General features: G+C 51.4%; 10 protein-coding genes. 1 reads left to right on the forward strand and 9 read right to left on the reverse strand.

Translation table 11 applies throughout. From position 1 onward, the window contains the following. Nucleotides 1-76: 76 nt before the first annotated feature. The 9 genes from AAHB90_RS16430 to AAHB90_RS16470 all read right to left on the reverse strand — a co-directional run bounded on the left by AAHB90_RS16430 (nt 77) and on the right by AAHB90_RS16470 (nt 16,543). Nucleotides 77-2,347, reverse strand: a complete 2,271-nt coding sequence (locus AAHB90_RS16430) for a cation:proton antiporter (protein WP_342086297.1) — start codon at nt 2,345-2,347, stop codon at nt 77-79. A gap of 84 nt (nt 2,348-2,431) precedes the next feature. Beyond that, nucleotides 2,432-3,916, reverse strand: coding sequence for a mandelate racemase/muconate lactonizing enzyme family protein (locus AAHB90_RS16435; protein ID WP_342086298.1), 1,485 nt, complete (start codon nt 3,914-3,916; stop codon nt 2,432-2,434). A gap of 153 nt (nt 3,917-4,069) precedes the next feature. Further along, nucleotides 4,070-5,002, reverse strand: a complete 933-nt coding sequence (locus tag AAHB90_RS16440; protein WP_342086299.1) for an RraA family protein — start codon at nt 5,000-5,002, stop codon at nt 4,070-4,072. Between the two features lie 30 nt (nt 5,003-5,032). Further along, nucleotides 5,033-6,565: a SusD/RagB family nutrient-binding outer membrane lipoprotein gene (locus tag AAHB90_RS16445; protein WP_342086300.1), complete on the reverse strand. Its 1,533-nt coding sequence runs from the start codon at nt 6,563-6,565 to the stop codon at nt 5,033-5,035. Nucleotides 6,566-6,724: 159 nt separating this feature from the next. Next, complete coding sequence (locus AAHB90_RS16450; protein ID WP_342086301.1) at nt 6,725-10,093, reverse strand: SusC/RagA family TonB-linked outer membrane protein; 3,369 nt, start codon at nt 10,091-10,093, stop codon at nt 6,725-6,727. Between the two features lie 329 nt (nt 10,094-10,422). Then, on the reverse strand, nt 10,423-11,502 hold the full coding sequence (locus tag AAHB90_RS16455) for a FecR family protein (RefSeq protein ID WP_342086302.1): 1,080 nt from the start codon (nt 11,500-11,502) through the stop codon (nt 10,423-10,425). Nucleotides 11,503-11,996: 494 nt separating this feature from the next. Beyond that, complete coding sequence (locus tag AAHB90_RS16460; protein WP_342086303.1) at nt 11,997-12,605, reverse strand: RNA polymerase sigma factor; 609 nt, start codon at nt 12,603-12,605, stop codon at nt 11,997-11,999. Between the two features lie 169 nt (nt 12,606-12,774). Beyond that, a complete protein-coding gene (locus AAHB90_RS16465; protein WP_342086304.1) occupies nt 12,775-14,790 on the reverse strand; it encodes a plastocyanin/azurin family copper-binding protein in 2,016 nt (671 codons plus the stop codon). A gap of 25 nt (nt 14,791-14,815) precedes the next feature. Then, nucleotides 14,816-16,543, reverse strand: a complete 1,728-nt coding sequence (locus AAHB90_RS16470; protein ID WP_342086305.1) for a family 16 glycoside hydrolase — start codon at nt 16,541-16,543, stop codon at nt 14,816-14,818. A gap of 805 nt (nt 16,544-17,348) precedes the next feature. Between AAHB90_RS16470 and AAHB90_RS16475 the strand changes: the two genes are divergently transcribed. Further along, a complete protein-coding gene (locus AAHB90_RS16475) occupies nt 17,349-20,666 on the forward strand; it encodes a SusC/RagA family TonB-linked outer membrane protein (RefSeq protein WP_342086306.1) in 3,318 nt (1,105 codons plus the stop codon). Nucleotides 20,667-20,669: the final 3 nt, after the last annotated feature.

Below are 20,669 nucleotides of genomic sequence, written 5' to 3' on the forward strand. Positions count from 1 at the left end.
AATAAACACTTATTATTCCTTTTAAAAACCCGTCGGGGCGACTTTCCGGCTTTCAGAAAACCGGAAAGCCTCATTTTCAACCGCGTATAATCAGAACGGAAGGGGAGTAAGAAAGCCACACGCTATGCGATTCGACCGCTTTGATCCAGCTTTTAAGACTGATCACCATCAGGTCCTTGCTTTGCAGAAACTCTTTTTCAAGCACGTTTTCGTAAAGCAGCGTCAGGTTTTCGGGTGATTTTTCCTGTAATGCTTTCAATGCATCGCCGGTTTCCAGGTGCTGGCTTACGGTTTGCGACGGGTCCATGATCGTCACCTGCAAGCCCGTTACGGAGGTAAGACGCTCGGCGAATGGCAGGAGTATGCGGTCTTCGGGTGCGAAAAGCGGCATGAACACGTCCTTCACCTGTTCGAGGTTTTTCTCGATCAGAATGCCGACAGGTACTTTAACCGACCTGATGATGTGCGTCGTACGTTCGTCGAAAACGTCTGCGTGAAAAAGCTTTTCCTTGCCGGTAATGGTGTCGAAAAGGCGCTCGCGGCTCACGAATTTGGAGGTGAAACCCAATATTCTGCCCAAAAAAGTACCCTCGAAAACCGATCGCCCGATCCCGATCATGAGCATGTCGTAGTCACCTTCATTGGCAATTTCGATAATATCGTGTTCTATATTCTGAGAGGGTTTGAAAAGCGTCGTGAAGCTGGTATTCAGCCCGTGTGCTTCTTCCGTGATCGGCCGGAAAGTTTCGTACTGGTATTCTTCTGTGTTAACCTGGTTCAGGTAGCTGCTGGGCGACAGGTGCAATGCGGTAATATGATGTTCGTCAGGCTGTTTTGAGACCAACTTGTCGGCCAGGCGAAGCATTTTGCGGCCGCCTTGCGGGCTTGCGAAGGCGATCAGCACCGAAAAGCGGGATGGCTCGTGTACCGGATGGAGGTCTTCGCCCTTGCGTGCAGGAAGAAATTTGTCGATCAGGTCGAGTGCGGGGCCTGTCATGCAGGTAGTTGCGAGCGCCATGATCACCATCATCGTGAAGATTTCCGGTGAAAGTACGCCAATGTCGTACCCGATATTAAGTACCACCAGTTCCACCAGTCCGCGGGTGTTCATGAGCGACCCGATGATGAGGCTGTCGCGCCAGGATTGTTTGACAAATAAGGCCGCTATCGTGCTTCCAACAAATTTGCCCACAACCGCAGCCGCGATAATCAGCCCGGTGACGAACCACAGATGAGGGTCGTTGAGCAAGCCTATTTGCGTTCTTAAACCTGTAAAAACAAAGAATAGCGGCAATAACAGTACCAGCGAGACGTCCTCAACTTTTTCAATAAAAATATTGCGGAAACGTTGGTTCGCCGGCATGATTACCCCTGCCATAAATGCCCCGAAAAGCGCGTGGATACCGATGATTTCCGTACAGTAGGAGGAAATGAGGAGAACGAGAAAGAAAAGGGCTACTACCGGCTTTGTGAGTCCCTCGCGGTACGCATAGTGGTCGCCGACACGTTTCAGCAATGGTTTGACCACTTGCAGCATTACCAGCACATACCCGACGGAAAGCACGATGGTGTAGATAGAGCTCACAAATTCCCCCGCTTTGACGATCGCGATTACTGCTGCTAGGATGCACCAGGCGGTAATATCGTCGGTGGCTGCGCAGGTGATCACCATCATACCCAGGCGCGTCCGCGAGAGCCCGCGTTCCTGCACAATGCGTGCCAGGACCGGAAATGCCGTGATACTCAATGCAATGCCTGTAAAAAGAGCAAACGAAAGGAAACTGATCCCTTCGGGCGCAAATTCGGTATACATATACAGCGCCAGCCCAACCCCGAGCACGAAGGGCAGCATAATGCTTGCGTGACTGATCACAACCGCTTCCTTCGCTTTGGTTTTGAGCACATTCAGATCAAGTTCCATGCCAATAATGAACATGAAAAGGATCAGCCCTACCTGGCTGAGAAACTGCAAATTGCTCAGTGAAGTTTTAGGAAAAATGAATGCGGAAACCTCCGGGTGGAACATTCCCAGCAAGGAAGGCCCAAGGAAAATCCCGGCGGCGATTTCACCGATCACGGTCGGCTGGCCGATGAGTTTGCAGATCCAGCCGAACAGCCGCGCTACGATAATAATGGTGACGATTTGTGCCAGGAGCGTGGCGAGCGGGTGCGTGAGATTGTGCTCGAATGTATCTTTAAATTGCTCCCAGGAGGAGATGGTTTGTGCTTTTTGGGTGATCTGGCCGGCTTTCTCGAGAAAAGTGCCCTGTCGGATAAAGAAGTAAAGCAGGGCCGAGAAAATAACGATGGTAATGCAGTAAAACAGTACGTTGCGAATGTTCTTCATCAGTACATATGAGAGTGAAGCGCGCAAAATACTGAATTAAGCCGAAAGTTGGTAGGACATTACGCCCTACCAACTTTCAAAAAGCTAGCTCCAAAGACGGTCGTGCGAACGTTTTTCGTTCCAGTCGGGGGTTGGCGCGAAGAAAGATTTATCCTTCGGATGCAGGTGTTTTTTTACCTCTTCCTCCACCAGCTCGATGCCAAGACCCGGCGCTTCCAGCGGCACCGGCGCGTACCCTTTATCGATCAGTTTGCGGCCGTCCGTGGTTTTCACCAGGCTTTCCCACCACGGCACATCTACCGAATGGTGTTCCAGTGCCAGGAAGTTCTGCGTAGCGGCGGCGCAATGCACGTTGGCCATAAAACTCACCGGCGTTCCAGCGAAGTGCATCGCCATGGCAATCCCGTGGTCTTCTGCGTAGTCGCCAATGCGTTTGGTTTCCAGCAACCCGCCCGATGAAGCAAGGTCGGGGTGAACGATATCCACCGCGCGCTGTTCGATCAACGCCTTGAAACCTTCTTTGAGGTAAATATCCTCACCGGTAAGCGTTGGCGTTTCCAGCGCGTCGGAAATGGTTTTCCATTGGTCGGTGTATTCCCAGGGTACCATGTCCTCGAACCACGCGAGGCGGTATTTGTCGAGGGCCTTACCGAGGCGAATGCCGTTGTTTAGGTCAAAATGGCCATAATGGTCGGAAGAGAGCGGTATTTCATAGCCTACCACGCCGCGTACTTCTTCCACTACTTTCGCCATTTCATCCAACCCCTTCGGCGTGATCTGGATCGCGGTGAAAGGGTGTTTGGTATTGGCATAGGAATGGTAGTCGCCGGCCCATTGCGAGAAACCGCCGCCCCATACCTTGTTATTCACGACGCTGCCTTCATTGTTTCGCAGCATGCCGATCGAAATATCCATTTTTAGCCAGGTATAACCCTGGTCCTGCGTACGGAATTTGATTTTTTGCTTAAACTCGTTGATGTCGTTCGACTCCGGTGTGTCCGCGTACAAGCGAACTTTGTCGCGGTAGCGTCCGCCGAGCAGCTGCCAGCAAGGCACGCCATAAGCTTTGCCGCAGAGGTCCCAGAGCGCCATTTCCACCCCGCAAACGCCACCCGCCTGGCGTCCGTGATAACCAAACTGCTTGATGGATTTAAACAACTGCTCTACATTACAGGGATTCTGGCCCAGCAAATGGCTTTTCAGGAACAATGCGTACCGCTCATCGGCCCCGTCGCGCACCTCGCCAAGACCGTAAATGCCCTGGTTGGTATCGATGCGGATAATCGGCGTGCGGCCCACATTTTGCACAATGCAGTACCGTAAATCGGTGATTTTCAATTCAGAAGGCTTCGAAGCACGGCTCACTTTGGAAGTCGCCTGTGCAATGGTATCCTCCGTAGACATCGACATGAATCCGCCTAATGCAATCCCGCCTACCGCCGTTTTCCGCAAAAAGTTACGACGGCTGTCTCTGGTAGAAGGATTAGCGATCTCCGCCGCTGCCGCCGCTTTTTCCGCGCTCTCAACCTGTTTATTCGACTCAATGATTTGTTTTAAGATGTTTTTCATTTTGCTATGCTTTAAGCTGTAAGCTTTATGCTTTAAGCTATAAGCCTTTAGACTATAAGTTTAATATATACCGCCTGGTTCGAAAAACGTTTTACGTATAAATTGATGCTTATATCTTACGGCTTATTGCTTAAAGCCTATTGCTTACAGCAGTTAATAATTTCTCTCCTTCAAATAATCATCCAATTCCTTTTTCGTCATCGGCAGCTTGCCGGGGTAGTTGTTTACCCAGTTGAGAAAGTCCTTTTGGATGGTGTCCGACCATTTGGTATCGATTTCTCCGGGCGTGTACTTGCCCTCGCGCAGGCGCAGGTGGCCGAACTCGTCGCGCAGCGCCGTTACCTCCGACGTAATCACGAGGTCTTCCACCAAATGTGCCGGAATGAAGATTGTACCATATTTTTTAGCCAAAACAACATCCCCCGGAAGCACCACCGCACGACCGATGCGGATCGGCGTATTAATGTTCGTGAGCATCATTTGCTGGATGTAGGAAGGGTCCTGGCCTTTGATCCAAGCATTAAATCCTTTGATCTCGCTCAACCCTTCCACATCGCGCACCGAGCCGTAAAAGATCACCCCGCGTTTCGATTTGGCATAAATGGAGTTGCCCAGGTTATCGCCGATAAGCGTACCGTCGGCGATTTTGCCGTAGCCGTCGGCCACGTACACATCACCTTCTTTCAGCACGTCGATGGGCCAGGAGTTGGTGCCGCCGGTTTGCACGCGGCCTTCCTTTTTACCGGTTTCTTTGATCAGATCCTGTAAATCGGGGCGGGCGGGCATGTATTGCGCAGTTACTACACGACCGGTCATGGCACTGTCATTGTGGATCAGCTGCCATTCGCCTTCAAACTGGTTGTGGTAGCCTTTGTTGCGCAGTACGCCCCAGGCTTCTTCCATGGAAATGTTTTTCAGCCGGGCCAGGATCGCGTCGGAAACGCGCGGTCGGCCGTCGGGCGAACGTTCTCCTTTCCAGCCGGACGTGTAGGCTTTGATCTGATCGGGAGTGGGGGAGATCGCCTGTGCATGGGAAGCGATACTTCCCAGCACAAACGCTCCTGCAAGCAAGGTTTGTTTAAGCATAAAAGATTAATTAAGGGTTAGTATTCATTGTTATTTATCCCAGAAAACGGGTGTTCCGAGCTCGTCGGGGCCCATCCGTGCGACGGCCTCTTTATAATTGGCCTCATTCACAGACTTCTCACGAACGGGGTACACCAGCCGTTTGATGAAGTCTTTTACCGACGGGTCTTTACCAGGGTAAGTATTGACCGGAAGCGCGGGAAAGCCACTTCTCCGGAAATTAGCCCAAGCTTCGGAGCCGTTCAGGAAGGATGAGATCCAGTATTGCGTATTGATCTGTTCCAATGCTTTCGCGGGAATGAACGGGTTGGCGGTGAGGTAAGCGTCCTGGCTAGCGGCAGGAACGGTCGCGAGCACATCGTAGGTCGCCATCTGGTTCATATGCGCCCTCACGGCAGCTTCGTACAACTCTTTTACATTACCCGTCGCCCAGCCGCGCTGCACTGCTTCGGCCAGCAGGAGGGCGGTCTGAGAGTAAGTGATGAAAAACTCCGGCGCATCGATTTTGCCCACAGTACGGCGGTTGATCTGCGAATACTTGAACGCGGAACCGATCTTGCCCGGAAAGCCGGGGGCACCGGTAATGGTCGACTCATTGTAACCGTAAGGCATTCCATCCTGATTGGCCGGAGCCGTATCTTCGGCCCCCGCGGTAGCCAGCGGATTGCCCGGGGTTTCATACTTCACAGCGATCACACGAAGGCGCGGGTCGTTGGTGGTTTTCAGAAAATCGATAAATGCTTTGCCCAAATACACGTTACCACGCTCGGTACCCTGGAAATAGTTCGCCAGCGGGTGGTTGAAAGTGCTGTTGAATGCGATCAGCGCATTGTCGGCATTGGAGCTTTGCAAGCCGCCATTGGCAGGGTCCACGGCGATGGCGACGTATTGTTTCGCTTTTGCCACATCGATTTTCGAATAGCGCATTGCAGCACGCAGGAGGAGCGAGTTGCCCAGCTTTTTCCACTGCGCGATGTTTCCTTTGAAAAACAAATCACCCCCTTCGATCGCCTTGGCGGCATCGAGCGCTTTGGTGCCTTCCTGCAATTCTTTCAGGATATCATCGTAAATGAGCTTCTGGTCGTCGTATTTAGGGAGGTTAATGCCTTCCAGAAATGCTTTTCCAGCCTCGAAATACGGCACGTCGCCGTAGGTATCAACCAAAACCATAAAGACATAAGCTTTCCAGATCCGCGACATGTTGTACAGATTGCTGCGCGCCGGATTGTCCTTCGTTTGCGTGATGACCGTCGTCAGCAGATTGACAGGGCCATTTTGCAGATAAAGCGAGTTGAAATTGGCGTTAGAATTGGGATCTGAAACCACATTGTGATTACCCCCTTCGACCACCCCGGTGTAAGGCGTATTGATCTGCTGTACGATCTGCAACTGATAGTTATGCGTAGCAATGGCCGATGAGAACTCGGCATTGGAAAACAGATAAATCGGGTCGACGCTCGTTGCGAGCACCGGGTTTTTGTTTACATCCTCAAACCCGCTGTCGCAAGAACTCGCCCCCGCGAGAATGGCGATCGCCGCTGCGTATATGAATATTCGTTTCATGTTCAATGATTGAATGACTGAATGATTGAATGATTGAATGATTGAATGACTGAATGATTGACCGGGTCGCCGGTGCGATGATTGAATGAGTCGCTGTGGAACGGTGAATGGATCCCTTCTTCCCTTTCCTCCTTCCTCCCTTTCCTCCTTCCTCCTTTGTTACAACTTAATGTTCAAATTAACCCCGTAACTCCGTGTCGTCGGAAGCGTATGTGTCTCGATGCCCTGGAGGTTGTCGGAGGCGGAGACTTGCGCTTCGGGGTCGAGGTTATCGATGTACTTTTTGATCATTAGCACATTGTTGCACATGGCGGAAAGCGTCAGGCCTTTGACGAACGTTTTGTTACGCACGAAACGCGACAGATCGTAGCCTACCGAGAGCGTTCTCCAGCGTACGAATGCGCCGTTGTACACGAAAGGCGATGCCAGGTTGGTGCTGCGGTAGGCAGTGTAAAACTGCTCTGCTTCCACGCGTTGGGCATTGGTTTCGCCGGTAGCGGTTACGCCTTCCAGCAACACACCGCCTTCGCGGCCTACGAGCGATGTTTTCGAAAGTCCCTCACGCAGGAAGTTCAAGTTGGAGTTAGAAAGTATTTTATTACCAGCCTTGAAATCGATCTGCGTTCCGATACGGACGCCTTTCACGTTGATGGTGTTCACCCAGGCACCCACCCACTTTGGAATAGCGCTGCCAAAAGTAACGAGGTTACCTTGCTGTGGTAAGCCGCCCGAAGTGATAATGCGGCCCTGGTCGTCGCGCTTATAATCGAACCCGCGAAGGGAAGCAAGTGGCTTGTTAACTTCATGCGACACGATCCCGAAAAACTCGCCCTGCCCCACATCGAAGCGCGCCTGGCGTTCGGCAAGCTCAATGACCTTGCTGATGTTGTAGCTTCCGTTGAAGCTGGTTTCCCAGGTGAGATTATCGTTGCGCACCGGCACGATGGTCAGCAAAAACTCGACACCCTGGTTGCGCAGCTTACCTACATTCACCTTGGTTTGGCTGAAACCAGAGGTATTGGAAATATCCACGTTCAGGATCTCGTCAACCGTGTTTTTGCGATAGAGCGAAAGATCGATGTTCAGTCGGCTGTCGAATGTCTTCATTTCCAGACCAACCTCCGTTTCCTTCACTTTCAAAGGTCGCAGATTCGCATTGGGGCTGACAGTCGAAGGCAGGTTGCCTAATGCCGTTCCGTTGAACGGGTTTGCATTGATGCCATAATACAGGTTGTTGGAGTACGGATCGGTATCACCGCCGACTTCCGCGTAAGCCGCACGAAGTTTACCATAGGTAAGCCATCCGGGTGCATTGTTGAATGCCTGGCTGAACACGAAGCTACCGCTCACAGACGGGTACAAGTAGCTGTTAGATTGCGGATTGAGTGTCGAAAACCAGTCGTTGCGGCCCGTCACATTCACAAACAGGAAGTTTTTGTAGGAAAACTCGGCTGCCCCGTAAATAGAGTTGACCTTTTTCTTGCTATAACTGTAATTCGGGTTTTTTACCTGGCCATTGGCAATCGTGTACAGGTCACGCACGTAGAAGTTTGTTACGGCGGTGGATACATTGTCGTTTACCTGCAACATTTGGTTGCCACCCAAAGTAATATCGATGCCAAAATCGCCAAAAGTACGGTTCGCACCAATGAGGATATCCATGTTGCGCTCGCGGAAGGTAGCCACGTCCTGGTAATAGTAGCCGTTGAAACCGGTCGCGACAGCCCCGATGGAACGTGTCCCCGTAGGGCGGTTGTAGTTGTACGGACGGGTGTAGTAATCCTGACCAATGCGGCCTTGCACGAACAACCAGTCGGTGAAATCGTAACGCAACGAAGTGTTGCCGAAAATACGGTCGCGGCGCACGTTCTCGAAACGGTCGTAGGCTACCCAATAGGGATTATTACGGTTGGTAAAACGCGCCAGGGGCATTTCGTTGCCGTTGGCATCCTTGCGGTTTTTCAGCCAGTCGGCGTCGATGCTGGTAGCCATGGTATAAATGGTGGTATTCGCATTCATGTCCTGGATACCGATCTGCGGCGGGTTCTTGTTATACTCGTTGGAGTAGTTCGCGTTCAATTGGGCCGAGAGCTTTTGGGTAAACTTGTAATTGAGGCCCAGGTTGAAGATTCTTTTATGATAGGCCGAATTAGGCATGATCGCATTGGCATCGGTATTGGCAAATGACAGGCGGAAATTTCCTTTTTCATTGCCGCCAGATAAGGCAACTGAGTTGGTAAAACTGGTTCCAGTACGGTAAAACTTTTTGATACGGTCTTTATGGGCCACGTAAGGCTGGGTACTGCCGTCAAACTGCGGCGTCGGTTTGCCGTCCAGCTTCTCGCCGAATGCAAACACACCCGAGCTTTGTGCTTCTGCCACATTTGTGGGCCGTTTTCCGAATTCTCCCTGGCCGTATTCATATTGAAAATCAGTGTAATCCAATGCCTCCTGGGCCTGGAAATTCGAGTTCAGTTCCACACCTATACCGGTCGTTTTGATGCCGCTTTTGGTGGTGATAATGATCGCACCGTCCTTCGCACGGAACCCGTACAATGCGGCTGCGGCCGCGCCTTTCAGTACCGTCATCGACTCGATATCGTCCTGGTTAATACTTTGCAAGCCATCGCCCGCGTCGGAAGAACCACCCGTGGGGTTGCCTGTGCCGTTTCCATTGGAACCGCCCGCCGAAACGCTGCTGTTGTTGATCGGAATGCCGTTCACGATAATGAGCGGGGAATTGTTGCCGCCAAATGACGACTGGCCGCGGATACGGATTTTGGTAGAGCCGCCCGGACCGCTCGCCGGTGGCGTTACGTTCAAACCGGCCACTTTGCCTTGCAGGCTGTTGCCCAGGTTGGTGGTACGGTTGGTAGTAAGCTCCTCGGTATTGACGGTCGCCGTCGAATAGCCCAGCTTTTTCGCATCCCGCTTGATACCGAGTGCCGTTACGACCACCATTTCGAGGTTGTGGACATCCGACTTCATCGAAATATCAAAATTTGACTGGTTGGCTAGTGGAATTTCCTGCGTCGTGAAACCGACGAACGAGAACACGAGCGTGCCGCCCGCCTCGGGAACGCTTAGCTGGAAGGCGCCGTCGCTGCCGGTCGCAGTGCCGGTTTTTGTGCCCTTGACGATAATGCTGACACCCGGGAGTGGAAGGCCTTGCTCGTCGGTTACCCTGCCTGTAATGTTCCGGTCGATGTCGCTTTGGTTGCGGATCATTTCGGGTAACGCGCTGCCGGGTTCGGCCGTGTTTTTAATGAGCACCACCTGCTTGCCGTCAATTTTGTAGGTAATGTTGGCAGGCTTGAAAAGATCGTCCAGGATGTCGGCCAGCGGCCGGTCCACGGCATTGATAGAGACCTTCCGCTGTGATTTGATCAGGGAAGAGTTATATGTGAAACGCAACTGTGTCAGCTTGTTGAGTTTGCTCAGTACGGTCTTCATTTCCAGGTTATTGACCTGGATGGTGATCTTCTGGTTCAGAATATCCTGTGCCCCGGCGTTGCCCGCTGCTGACACAGTGGCAAAGATTAAGGCAATTAATAATTGGTAAAGTGATATTCTCATAACCCTGTAAAGTAGCCGGGATAGATGTCGGTGTTTTTTCATACTTTTGAAAGTTTTGTTCAGGATTGAAATGATGGGACAAAATGCTCCTGTATCGCCGCAGATTCCAGTCCGGGCGAGGGGAGGCGCAGGGCCGGTGATGGCGCAATCATCACTGGCTCTTTATCATTCAAAGGGGTAGTGGGGTCACTGGTATGTCATAGGCAAATTTGGGATTAATGGTAGGTGATTTTAGTCCTGAAAAGGGTCTAGAATTTGGCAATGACCGTTTTTGCGGCTCATTAATTACAACCTTTGGAACGGATCACGACGCGACCATTCTCCATATCATAGCCGGCACCGATGGCCTGGCATATAGCATTCAATCGTTGTTTCAGGTTTTCGTCTCCAAACTGGGCGCTGATCACACAGTCGGAAAGCGTTTCTGCATTATAGGTAATGCTAATGCCGTAGGCCTTAGCCAGGACGTCGAATGCTTCGGTTACGGGCCGGTCGTCAAACACCTGCTCTTTCACCACAGTTGATTCGGCCAATAGCACCGGGTTGGCGGTAACGGCTTTTTCAAGTTTATTATCCCTGCGATTGAAAACAACCTGTTGGTTGGGGTTCAGGATTACACCCGAAGGCTTGCCGGTTGCCTCATATTCGGTTTTTGGAAAGACGGATACGCGGCCCGTTTTTACCGCTACCATTTCGGTATTATCGCCCTCAAAAGCCTTGATACGGAAGCTGGTACCGAGCACTTTGGTCACTGTTTCATGGGTGTAGACCAGGAACGGCTGGTCCGGATTTTTGGCCACATCGAAAAACGCCTCACCGGTCAGGTAAACACGGCGTTCGTTGGCTGCAAACTGCCGGGGGTAGCGGATACTGCTGCCCTTCGAAAGCGTAGCCACACTGTTGTCGCTTAGCAGAACCGTCATTTCGACGTCCGAAGAGTTGCTTTTTACCAGCATTTCGTTGGTAGAGGTAAATTCATGCCCTTTTCCCGATGGCGCTGTCGTGTTATGTGTAGTGTAATAAAGCCAGCTGAACCCGCCTGTGAGCACTAATATGGCGGCCGCCCTCCAAACCGCGCGCTGGTAGAAAGGAACACGTCTTTCCGCTTTCCGCTCGCCGGCTATGCGCGTGATTTCCCCGATTTCGTGCCGAAGCATTTCCTCGGAAAGATCGTCCTTATAGATTTCATGCACCGCCAATACCAGCTCCCGTGCGCGCGCCGCGACGCCTGCACGATCGGGATTTTGTTGCAGCCATTGCTGCCAGTAACGGTCGAGATCCGGCGTAGGCGCCATTACCCAGCGTCGGAACGATTCGTCCGTCGCCAGTTCCTCCACGGTAAATATTCGGTGTAAGCTCATCGGCAAAACAAAAACATACGGTTCAGAGCATTTACGGACTCTTTAAAATAGTATGTCTGTTTTGAATGCAGGGATAACCAAAAAAGTCAAAAAAAATTTTGAAAAGTTATAAAAAGGGAGGAAGGGGAAGGGGAGGAAAGGGAGGAAAGGGAGGAAAGGGAGGAAAGGGAGGGAGGGAAGATGGAGGGGGGGGCAAAGGTTGGAATGGGAGAAATGGTATAAAAGGTAAATAAGTATTAAATGATTTAATAGTTTAGAATGGTTGATATATTTTAAATCTGGAAAATATTTTAAAGCAAACCGGAAGTCAGTTATCCTGGCCTCATGTTTTCATTTTCGTTATCGAATCGCGTAGCGATGTAATATCGGTAGAAATACGACGCATTAGGAGCGTAAATCCCGTTAAGGATGTAACAACAGAAATCTGCGTTTAATCCCTCCATCCTCCCTTTCCTCCGTCCTCCCTTTCCTCCATCCTCCCTTTCTTCCCTTTCCTACGATAGCAAAAAAAGCAACAACCAAAAAAACTCAGCCGGAGCCCAGATTTCTTTGATTTCTTTTAATGTCCGGTAGAGCAAATTTGAAACACTCTGGCGGCCGAGGCCCATGATGCTGGCGATGTCTTCGTTGTCGAGGTTCTGGTAAAAGCGGAGGTAGATGATCTCCTGCTGGCGTTTGGAGAGCAGGGAAATGATGCGTTTGAGGTGGCCGTTCTGGAAACGGATGTGCTCGGCTTCGATAATGTTGGTTTCGATGGAAGGATCCGATGGATCGGCGTCGAAAATGGCTACTTGTGGCTCATGGAACCGTTTGAGCCGGATACTTTCCTTGATGAGCTTGTGCCGGAGCGCTTTGAGCAGGTAGGATTTGACGAATGCCGTTTCGGAGAGAAAATTTCGGCGCTCCCAGAGTTCGAGGAAAAGTTCCTGAATGGAGTCGCGGATGAAATCGGGATCGGACGAGAACTTGGTGGCATAGTTGTACAGCGCCCGGTAATGCGTTTGGGCAAGCTGCCCGAGCGCCTCCGCGTCGCCGGCCTTGAACCGCTGCCAGAGCCTGATATTCAGCTCACTGGCGTTCGATATTTTTTCTTCCTGATTCAAATCCTTAATGTAACGGCAATGTTGTATTAAATCAATGAATTGTGCCAATCAAAGTGGCAGATACTGGTATTCTCCTTGCGAAACCGCAGTAATTATTCGGTTTTGATCTGTCAGGGGAAAATAAAACGGGGCGGTGTTTCGCCGCCCCGCAGGAATACCGCCTGGGCGGCTATTTAATCACTTTGAGTTTTCCCTGCATCAGCGTGTAATGGCCGGGGAATGTGCAAACATACTGGTAAATGCCAGCCTGTTTCGGTGCTACAAAATAGATCGCTTCCGATTTTTCCGGTTCTACGATGTTGGTATGGAAAAGCACGTCGTTTGTTTTCGGTACATAGTTCAATTCGGAGCCTTTCAAACCCAGGTTCAGGCCCGCTTCGCCTACCGCATTGGCGGCTCCCGGTTTGGTAATGACCAGGTTATGCAGCATATCGTCGTTGTTGTTGAAGACCACTTTGATTTTGCTGCCCGCTTTCACCTGTATTTCAGAAATATCAAATTTCAAACCGGGTACCGTTCCGATCGTTACTACCTGGTCCGGGCCGTTGGTCCAACTCGCCGGCATTTCGGTTACACGTTTGGCCGACGCAGCGGTATTTGCTGTCGGTTCACCACTCGTCGAGGCCGATGTGGCGGCTCCATGGGCGCTGTGGTCCATCTCGGCCATTGCTTTCACGGTCGTTGTAAACTGCGATGGATTGGTCGCGTGTCCTCCTGCGATCTCGTTCAATGTGTAATAACCGGTTGCGTGCAGCAGGTTGTTGCCGTCGGCCGATTTCACTCCATCTGCTTTGATTTCGTGGATGTATCCTTTACGTAATGCGGCGGGATCAACTACGAGGCGCACGCGCAAGCCGTCTTCCGAAACGATAATGCCTTTCAACGGCACTTCCTGTGTATTGATGATCGGGCTGCCGTAAGTGCGGTGGTAGCGGTAAGTGAAACTGTTCATTTTGTAAGCATCCTGTTCCGCAGCTGCTTTTTTGTCGACAGGGCTGGTGAAGGTAATCTCAAACCCGTCGGGCGTAGAGCGTACGGTCTTCATTTCGAATGGCATTTTACCCGTCCACACGAGTCTTTGGATACCAAATTCTTCCTTACCCGTAGCTGCCCATCCGCGGCTTGTCTGGCCCACGAACATCGAGCCGTCGAGGCCCCATTCGAGACGCAGGATACCCGACATGAAGCCTTCGCGGAAAGGGAAAACGGTTCCCTGCCACACGCCGTTCACTTTTTCGAGATCTACCCGTGTAATAATGCTGTGCCCCTGGTCACCCACGAACATCTGTCCCGTAAATGGCCCGAATGCGCCATTGGTCACGTCTTCCTTGAAATCGGAGGTGGAGATCCCCACCAATGTATGCGGAAACCATACTGCCGGTGGTTTCAGGCCAGGGACTTTCTTGGCAACGTCATAAAGCGGCTCTCCGGTGCTCGGAACATCTTCGGGAGTTAGTTTCACAGGTGATCCTTCTTCCTTGCTCCAACGCAAACCTGCCGGGTTACCCGCGAAATCACCTTTTTCAAGGTGCGTCATACGGCCGGAACCGACCCAGTCGCCCTGGTTTTCAGTATAAAAAATATCTCCTTTATACGAACCGAAACCAGAAGGGGAGCGCAGGCCCGTTGCATAGGGCGTTAGCTTGCCATCCTGGCCGAGTTTCAGCATCCATCCACGCCATTTCGACTGGCTTGCACCGCGGCCAACCCAGTCGAGGTTGAGTGTAACAAGCATTTCGCCGTTGGGCATTGCCACAGGACCATAGGAATACTGGTGGTAATTGCCCGACAATGGCCAGCGCGTAAACGAATCGTAAATGTCCGCCACGCCGTCATTATCCGTGTCTTCGAGGCGTGTTACCTCACCGCGCTGGGATACAAGGAAATCCTTGCCCCGGTAATACAACCCCAGCGGCTCATGAAGGCCTGACGCGAAGCGATGGAACGAAGGCTTGCCGTCACCTTTCAGGTACGGGTTACCGATCATCCAAACCTCACCGCGGCGGGTGGAGGTAGCGAGGCGGCCATCCGGCAAAACCTGCATGCCGCCGACTTCCATTTTGATGTTTTCAGGAATGGGTATGGTGATAATGCGGTAGTAATCGTCGATTTTATTGGGCTTGGACTGAGCAAATGCACTGGCACAGCCGGCGGTAAGCAAGGTAGTTAAAAGAATGTTTTTCATCGATACAAATCAGATAATGAGGTTTTTACCAAAACAGGGAATAGCTGGTCGTGCTGGAAACGGGAAGGATAAGCTCCTTCATTTCGCCAGCAGGACGTACCACCGCTTTGGCTTTTTTATCGACCTGCACAAAAAAGCGGTCGTCGATCTGGTAAAGTCCTTTCTCTATTTCGGTGATCTGCTTGCCACTCGCCAGCAAGGAATAGAGCGAGCCGGATGGCGTACCGTCCACGCGGAACGTACGCGAAAGGCTGTTGCCGCCGGACACCATTTCGTCACTCACCGTCGCCGAGCCGATGGCATACCGGAACACCGGGTAACCTTTCTGGTCGATTTTGTAGCCGAGAAAATTGATATTGGAAGAATCGGGCCAAACTGTATTCGCATTATCGAGCACCGCTACGCTGCTGCGGCCGGAGACATGTACTTTGAGACCGGCAGGAAATAGCAATTGTGGCTCACCGCGCTCATACCACATTTCGGTAACATCGGCAAACTGCCCGCGCCATGCCTGTACCAATGCACCACGGTTCAGGTCGACGGTGTAATTCCAGCCATCAGGACTTCCCACAGAGATGCAATGGGTGCGTTTGTTTTTCTCGCCTTCCAGCTGAATGAACGATCGCACCATTTCGGGACGCATTTCAGGCGTTACGCTGATGTACGGCTTAGGCTCAGGCTCCGGCAGGGACGACAGCGAATGCAGATCGTAAGGCCGCACGCCCGATTTTTCCACGCGCAGCCCCAGTGCAGGCTGGCGCCACGGGAAGCGCGAGTAGTAGATTTTGAATTTGTGTTTGCCCTGTGGCAGGCTAACAGAGCCCGTGTGCGTTTCCTGCGAAGTGGCTTCTCCCGACGAAATTACACTTTTGCCGTCGATATCGACCGAAAGAACAGGACCCGAATAAATGGCGGTGAAAATATAGTCGCCCGCCTCGGTAACGTCGATATCACCTTCATAAACCAGGTGAAATTCCCGCATTCCGTTCGTCACCTCCTGTGTGAGCACAGGCGACTGGCCTTCGTGATCGAGCTTGCTATATTCTTTGGCATCCCATTTGTCCGAATAAACTTTGTAGTTCAGGTTGTTGACTGACAATGGTTTACGGTTAGCAAGAAGCTGGTATCCCACATTACGGAATGCGATGCTGCCTTTGGTAACCTCGAATGCGATGGGCTGTCCGTCCGCCGCAGCTTTTGAATTAGGAAGATAAACGGTTTCAAGGACTGTGACACCATTCAGCGAAAGGGCGTTCAGGCGTGCGGAGTTAGGAATGTGTGGTACCGATGCATCATAGGAAATTTCGAGTGTCTGCCACAGACCGGCTGATTTGGCAGCATTCTGGTTTGGGAACTGGCCGATATAGCCCGAAGTAGAGGCGTCCGCCACCTTTTGTTTACTGCTGTCCGAGATCTTCACTTTTTGTCCGCCCGGAAGGATGATATTTCCTTCGGCTCCCGGCGCGACGTTGAATTCGATGTACAACCGGAGGTCGCTCGCTTTCAGTTTGGTCGTCAGGACGGTTCCTGCATTTCCGATCAGCACGCCCTCTCCGGCCAGCGTCTTGGGCTTCGCCGCACCTGAAGGGTGTATGGAAATGCCACCTTGTATCGACCAGTTGGGAGAGGCGCTTTCAAATGCGCTGAGGTCCTTGAGGGGAAGCGGAGAATAATTCCCCTTCGCTGTCTGGCCCATCACCATCACCGGACAAGCCAGGAGCAGGAGGGAGACTTTCTGAAACAATTGATGCATTGGAATCGATTAAGTGTATTGTTTACAATTAAAAAGCGAAGTTCGGAATTTTTTCTACTAATATATCCGGAAATAGTATGAATTAATTTTCAGAAAGCTCAGTCCGGGACGGGTTGAAAGCGGGTCTGGACTGCGATGGCCTCTCGGGATCTTGAAATTCTGCTGTTGTTAAGGGGGCGGACAGGTTTTGAAGTGGGTGGTAATCCAGATCACCTACACCAGTTACGCATTGATATGACAATTCGATCACATGGTAACAAGGGAATGATCGTGTGTATCGATTGGATAAGCAATTGTTTAACAGCGATGAATAATTTCCCGGTGGCGTATAGCGAAGAGAGTTGACGCGGAAGTGGCGGTGGAGACTGCCCAGGTGTAGGGGAGTGTTTTCCTACGGCCGCGGAATAGCCCTGATCGGGGATTTTACTGTATTATTTCAAAACCAATGTGCTGTGTGGTGAGTTACGGAGCGTGTTTTCCATAAATTGTTATAAAACAGGTTGCTGGAAGCGCGCATGGTTGTTTTTTATTAAGGCCGATTTTGTAAATTTAGACGGACGCGGTGGGTGCGTATAGCGCCCCGCGAACGAGGCATCAGTAATAGTTAGTGAGATTTTCAAGCATTGATCAGTAGTCGTTAACGGTCTGTCGGGCCGTTGCCAGGGGTAGCATTCCAAGTGGCCGATTTGTTTATGGTATGTTAATAAATACTTAACACAATAGACTGTATTTAACCGGATTTTTGCGTTTTGTTAGGCGTTTTTGCCTGTTCCAATCTTTCTCACCTAAAACAACCAAAGTGCTCATGATCAAACAATTTTACTTATGCTTCCGGCTGAGTATTTTCAGAAGCGGCGCGTGCGCGGGTATCGCGCTTACGGGCCTGATGTACTCGCATGCGGGCATCGCGCAGTCGGTCGTTACCGGGCAGGTGATTTCCGACGATGACAGGGCCCCTCTTGCGGGCGTGAGCGTCATCGAAAAAGGGACTAATAACGGCACAGTTACCGATTCGAATGGAAAGTATCAGATTACGGTGAAGGGCGCCAGTTCGGTGCTGACATTCTCGTTCCTCGGCTACGTTTCGCACGAAGTGACCGTTTCCGGCCGCGCTGTGGCGGATGTGACGCTTTTTGCAGATTCGAAACAGCTCTCGGAAGTGGTCGTAACCGCCCTTGGTATTAAAAAGGATGTCCGTAAGCTCGGTTACGCGGTACAGGAGCTGAAAGGCGAAAGCATCGTTACGGCACGTGAGACAAACATTGTCAACCAGTTGGCGGGTAAAGTGGCCGGTGTGACGGTCGTTGGCAGCCCGTCGGGTATCGGTGGTTCGGCACGGGTGACGATCCGGGGCGAGCGCTCGGTGGATCTGAACAAAAACCAGCCGTTGTACGTGATCGACGGGGTGCCTATCAGCAACTCCATCACGGGTGGCTCGGGCCAGGGTAACCTTGAAGTCGATTTCGGGAATGGAGCGAGCTTTATCAACCCCGACGACGTAGAGACGATGAGCGTGCTGAAAGGACCGGCCGCTGCGGCATTGTACGGTTCAAGGGCGGCCAACGGGGTAATCCTGATCACCACCAAATCGGGCAAGGGCAACAAGGGTATCGGTGTGGAAGTTAACAGCAACACCACCTTCGAACGCGCATTGAAATTGCCTGAATATCAGAATAAATATGGGCAAGGAAACGGTAACGGAGGCGATTTCGCGTTCGTGAACGGCGCGGGCGGTGGTCTGACCGACGGTACCGACGAAGGCTGGGGACCTGAATTCAAAGGACAGAGCTACCCGCAATACAATTCGCCGCGCACACTGAACGGACAGGTAATCCCTTTCCTGGGTGGCGACCTGAATGCACCGGCCGGAAGTGTTATTACTGCAACGCCCTGGGTAGCAGATGTAAACGGTTTGAAGGACTTTTTGCAAACAGGACGTACGTTGACAAACAACGTCGCTTTGATCGGCAATAACGACCAGGGTAGTTTCCGCTTGTCTTATACCAACCTGGATCAGACTGGTATTGTGCCAAACACCGATTTGAAACGCCATACCGTCTCATTAAGTGCAGGTTACAATCTGACGAAGAAGTTCTCGGCCAAGACTTTTGTAAGCTATATCAAAAGCGCGAGCGGCAATCGTCCCTCGATCAGCTACGGTACGGAAAGCATTATGTACCTGTTCAACTGCTGGCTGCCGCGTTCGGTGGATGTTTCGGATATGAAACGTTTATGGATGAACGGTTTGGAAGACCGCCGCCAGTTCAGCTGGAACTACAACTACCACGATAACCCTTACCTGACGGTTTTCGAAAACACGAACGGCCAGGATGTGAACCGCATTATCGGGAACGTTATCCTGAAATACGATTTCACCGACTGGCTGAGCTTGCAGGTCCGCACGGCAACCGACTGGGGTAACGAGCGCCGCGAATACCGTCGCGCGTTCAGCACGCAACGTTTCCCTTTTGGACAGTACCGCGAGGTGAAAGTTAATACCGAGGAACGTAACAGCGATTTTCTGTTGTCGTTCAATAAAGACGTAAGTAAGGATATCAATGTATCAGCGACATTCGGTGGCAACCAGAACCGCCAAAGTTCTATTTATGACGAGGAAAACGCAGGCCAGCTGAACCTGCCCGGCATTTATAACCTGACCAACTCACGCATTGCGCTCGTGGCTTCGCAGAGCAGGGTCGGCAAGCGCATCAACAGCTTGTACGGTTCGGCTTCGGTTTCTTTCCGGAATTATCTTTTCCTCGACATTACGGCACGTAACGACTGGAGTAGCGCATTGACGCTCCCGACAGCCCTGAAAGCATTCGGTACCGAAAACAACTCGTATTTCTACCCGTCGGTAGCATTGAGTGCCGTGGTGAGCGATATGACCAAGCTCCCGGAAGTAATCTCTTTTGCCAAACTCCGGGCCAGTTTTGCGCAGGTGGGTAATGATACCGATCCGTTTACTTTCACACAGGCATACAACCCGAGCACGCCTTTCGGAAGCTCGCAGATCTACGGAGAAACGGACCGTCTAGCTAACCTCAAGCTGAAACCTGAGATCAGCACTGCCTACGAATTGGGTGCAGACCTGCGTTTCTTCAAGAACCGCATCGGCCTGGACTTCACATTCTATCAAAGCAAAACCAAAAACCAGATCCTCCAAATCCCGCTTTCACAAACAACAGGCTATAACGGCCGTTTTTTCAATGCGGGTGAGATCAAAAACTGGGGTTTTGAAACCATGCTGAATGTAACGCCTGTAGAAATCAACGATTTCAAATGGAATATCGGCGTCAATTTCTCGGCCAACCGCAGTAAAGTGCTCGAACTTTCCGACGGCATCAAGAACTTCGTGATGGCGAGCAAAGGTGTGAGCATCGAGGCCCGTGTGGGCGAAAGAATGGGAGATATGTACGGGATCGCATTCGCACGCGTACAGAACAGCAGTCCTTCATCGCCCTATTACGACGCGACAGGCCAGAATGTAGGCCAGATCGTTTACAAGGACGGCCGTCCGGTGCCTACTACCAATGTTCAGAAAATGGGTAACTACAATCCGGACTGGCTGGCGGGTATTTCCAATCAATTCAATTACAAGAATGTAAAATTGAGCTTCCTGTTCGATGTTCGTCATGGCGGAAAACTGTATTCACATACGCAAACTGTTGGTCGTGAAGGTGGTATCATTAAAGAGACACTCGAAGGACGTGCAGACGGCTACGACCTGAGCAAGCCAGGCAATGGCGTGATCGGTGACGGAGTGGTACAGAATGCCGATGGCTCATTCAGCAAAAACGAGGTGAAACTGACGGCTCGCGCCTGGCACACGGCTTACACCGGCGGACGGAACATCGCGGAAGGTGTGATGTACGATGCTTCGTTTGTGAAACTTCGCGAAGTACAGCTGGGTTACTCGATCCCTAACCGTATCCTGGGCCGTTCCCCGATCAAGAATATCACCATTTCGGTGGTGGGACGTAATCTGGCGTTGTGGTCGAAAGTACCGCACGTGGATCCCGAAACAATGGCTTATAACGGCGGAACTGCATTGCCGGGTATCGAATATATGTCGATCCCTTCGAGCCGCAGCTATGGGTTCAATGTGAGTTTCAAACTGTAAAAT

This window comes from Dyadobacter sp. OTU695, from assembly GCF_038440355.1.
In the GTDB taxonomy this organism is placed as follows: Bacteria; Bacteroidota; Bacteroidia; order Cytophagales; family Spirosomataceae; genus Dyadobacter.